The sequence below is a fragment of the Luteitalea sp. genome, from assembly GCF_044337415.1.
GTDB lineage: Bacteria > Acidobacteriota > Vicinamibacteria > Vicinamibacterales > Vicinamibacteraceae > Luteitalea.
This window is the reverse complement of the sequence record NZ_JBIINP010000322.1, coordinates 1-3,554: the sequence shown is the minus strand read 5'-3', so window position 1 is coordinate 3,554 and position 3,554 is coordinate 1. Positions and strand designations below refer to the sequence as shown.

The 3,554-nt window shown below is 73.8% G+C and carries 3 protein-coding genes; all 3 read left to right on the top strand.

Annotated elements, in window-relative coordinates; translation table 11 throughout:
- Positions 1–519: penicillin-binding transpeptidase domain-containing protein (locus tag ACIRDX_RS21695; RefSeq protein ID WP_396627510.1), on the top strand; the 519-nt coding region annotated here is incomplete at its 5' end.
- 5 nt (positions 520–524) lie between these two features.
- Entirely contained in the window at positions 525–1,328 is an 804-nt protein-coding gene (locus ACIRDX_RS21690; protein ID WP_396627509.1) for an FHA domain-containing protein, read from the top strand.
- 87 nt (positions 1,329–1,415) lie between these two features.
- The gene (locus tag ACIRDX_RS21685; protein ID WP_396627508.1) at positions 1,416–3,554 is read left to right on the top strand and encodes an ATP-binding protein; all 2,139 of its coding nucleotides are present in this window, start codon (positions 1,416–1,418) and stop codon (positions 3,552–3,554) included.

Sequence of the window (3,554 nt, the reverse complement as noted above, 5' to 3'; positions counted from 1 at the left end):
CGGCCGGTGATCGAGGCCGTGTCGCCGTTCCAGATCGAGGTGGCCAGGCCGTCGACGCCGCAGGCGCTCCGCGACACGTTGCCGCACGCGGCCTACGGACAGGCGCAGGTGCTGGCCTCGCCGCTGAAGATGGCGCGTGTCGCCTCGGCCATCGCCGCTGGCGGCACGGTGGTGCCGGCGCGGTGGGTCGTCGGCGAGGCACCTGGTGCCGACGCCGGGACCCCCTGGCTGGCGCCGGCCGACGCGGCGCGCCTCGCGCGCGACATGCGCGAGGTGGTCACGTCGGGCACCGGTCGGGTCCTGGCCGGCAACGCGACGCCGATGGCCGGCAAGACCGGCACGGCCGAGGTCGACCGCCGACCGGCCCACTCCTGGTTCGTCGGGTTCGCGCCCTACGGCGGGTCGCGCCGGATCGCGTTCGCCGTCCTCATCGAGCATGCCGGGTACGGCGGCCGCACCGCGGCTCCCATCGCCGGCGACATCGTCGACGCCGCACGGGCGCTCGGCTACTTCCGCTGATCCCCATGGACGTGACCACCTTCACCGCCCTCGGACGCGACCTGCAGACGCGCCTCCGCACCTTCCTCGACGCGCCCGTCGCGCCCGACGCCACGCCGCTCGAGATCGCACAGGCCGCACTCGACGACGTGGAGCGGCAGGTGCAACCGGCCTCGGCCGGGCGCCGCGTGTTTCCGTTCACGCGGGTGACGCTGCGCGTGTGGGCGCCCGAGGAATCGTGGCCGTCGATCGAGGCGGTGCTCGCGGACTTCGAGCCACGCGTGCGGGCACGGCTGGCCGAGGTCCGCTGCGACGCGCCGGCGGGACTCCGGGCGGCGCTCTGCTGCGAGCCCCCCGGCGACGAGGGGCGTCGCTTCGTCGTCGAGTACGAGCGGGCTCCCGCCACGCCGGCGACGCTGCCGCGGCTCAGGGCGACCGTCCTGCGAGGGGCTGCCGTGGAGCAGGCCTTGACCTTCACGGAAGGGACCATCCTCATCGGCCGGGTGGCCGACGCGTCGGCCGAGGGCAGCCTCGTGCGCCGCAACCACCTGGCGTTCCTCGACGTGCGCGATGGCGTGACCGAGACGGTCGGCCGGGTGCACGCCCGCGTGCGGGTCGACCCGGCGACGGGCGCCTGCCGCGTGTACGACGAGGGCAGCCACAACGGGACCGCGATCCTCCGGCAGGGCGACGTCATCGCGGTGGCGCGCCGCGACCCGCGCGGCGTCCGGCTGCGCCACGGCGACCAACTGCAGATCGGCCGTGCCCTGGTGCAGATCGACATCGACGAGCCGGTGGCCCCGGCCCCCACTATCCAACGGGGGGAATAGAGCTCAAGCGACAGGGCTGAGCTGTCGATTGGTAGGGACGTGTCGGCAGGCGTGGCCTGCCACGGCCCCTCCCTCTCGAGGCCAAGGATGTCGTCTGCTGCCGTCCATCTCCGTGGTTCCGTCACCGGCACCGGTGCGGGCGGCGACGCGGGCGGCGGCGCTCCGGCGTCGGTGCACGAGGCGGTGGCGGGCGTGCAGCAGGCGTTGCTGTGGGGCCTCGAGATCGACGAATGCCGCCACCTTGCGCTCCACGCGGCCCTCGACCTGACCGACGGCGTCTGGGCGGCGCTCGTCGCCGGCGACCTCGAGCAGCCGCCGAAGGTCGTCCTCGAACACGACCGCGGCCCCTCCGCGCCAACCGAATGGACCGCGGCGGGCGTCGCCCAGGCCGCCCCCGCGTGGGCCGAGGCCTGCCTCGCTCGCCAGGCATCCGCCGTCCCGGTCCGACTGCCGGCCATCGGCCGCCCCCGGCGGGTGCGCCGGGATGTGCTGCTCGTGCTGCCGATCCCCGGATCGGCCTCCGGTCCCGCTTCGACGTTGCTGGTGGTCCGCCACGAGGCTGTCGACGCGGCGGAGTGCGCGGCGGCGCTCGATCCGTTGCTGCGGCTGACCGGTCAGCTCGATGCCCTGTCGCGCGAGGTCCACGCGCGGCGTTCGGCCGAGCGTGCCCTCGAACGCGAACGCCACCGGCTCGGGCTGGCACTCGCCGCCTCCGATGTCGGGGTCTTCGAGTTCCATGCACGGTCCGGCCTGCTCGACTGGGACGCGCGGGTGTGGGAGATGCACGGGCTCGACCCGCGCGCCAGCTGGACCCTCGGCGACTGGGCCGGCATCGTCCATCCCGACGACGCGCACGCGGCGATCGACGACCTGATGGGGGCGGTGGAGCACCGGACGCCCCTGCAGACGCAGTACCGCATCCTCACCGCCGCCGGTGAGGTCCGGCACATCCGGTGCAACGCGCGGGTGCTGGATCAGGACGGCGCGCCCGTCGTGGTGGGCGTCAACATCGACATCTCCGGCGACGTGCGCGTGCAGCAGGACCTGGCCGCCGAGCGCGCGCAGGCCGAGGCGGCCACGCGCGCCAAGTCGCAGTTCCTGGCCACGATGAGCCACGAGATCCGCACGCCGATGAATGGCGTGCTGGGGATGCTCGAACTGCTGCTGCGCAGCGGGCTCACGCCCGAGCAACTCGAGCGCGCCGCCACGGCGCATGCCTCCGCCGAGTCGCTGCTCCGCATCCTCAACGACATCCTCGATCTCTCGAAGCTCGAGCAGCACCAGGTCGCGATCGAGTCCATTCCGTACGAGCCCGCGCTGGTGCTCGCCGAGGTGATGGCGCTGCTGCGTCCACGCGCCGCCGAGAAGGGGCTCCGGTTCTCGCAGGAGCTCGTTCGCGAGGTGCCGCGCTGGATCGCCGGCGACCCGATGCGCCTGCGGCAGGTGGTGCTGAACCTGACCGGCAACGCGATCAAGTTCACCGCGTGCGGCAGCGTGACCGTTCGCGTCAGGCTCGACCGTGGCGATGCCGCGCGGCCGTGCCTGCGCGTCGAGATCGCCGACACCGGCGAGGGCATCGCGCCCGAGGCCCAGGCACGGCTGTTCCAGCAGTTCGTGCAGGCCGACGCGTCGACCTCGCGGCGGTTCGGCGGCACCGGACTCGGGCTGGCGATCAGCAAGCAACTGGTCGAGCTGATGGGCGGGCGGATCGGCGTCACGAGCCAGGTGGGGCGCGGCAGTACCTTCTGGTTCGAGGTGCCCGCCGTGACCACCGTCCCCGACGGCGCGCCGGCCTCGACGGCGCGGGGGCCGGCCCCTGGCGCCGCGGACGCGGAGGTACCCGCGCTGCGGATCCTGGCCGTGGACGACAACGCGGTGAATCGCCGCATCGCGCAGGCGTTCCTGTCGCCTCAGGGGCATCGGGTCACCGTGGCCGACGGCGGGGTGGAGGCGCTCGCGCGGCTGCAGGACGAGCCGTTCGATCTCGTGCTGCTCGATGTGCAGATGCCGGTGATGGATGGACCGGCCTGCCTCGCGCGGTTGCGGGCGCTCGAGGCGCCCGTGCGCGACGTGCCCGTGATCGCCGTCACGGCCAATGCCATGGCCGGTGACCGCGAGCAGTATCTGGCGGCGGGCTTCGACGACTACGTGTCCAAGCCGATGACGATGACGGGATTGGCCGAGGCCGTGGCCCGTGCCTGGGCCGGCCGGCGTCAGCCGTCCTGA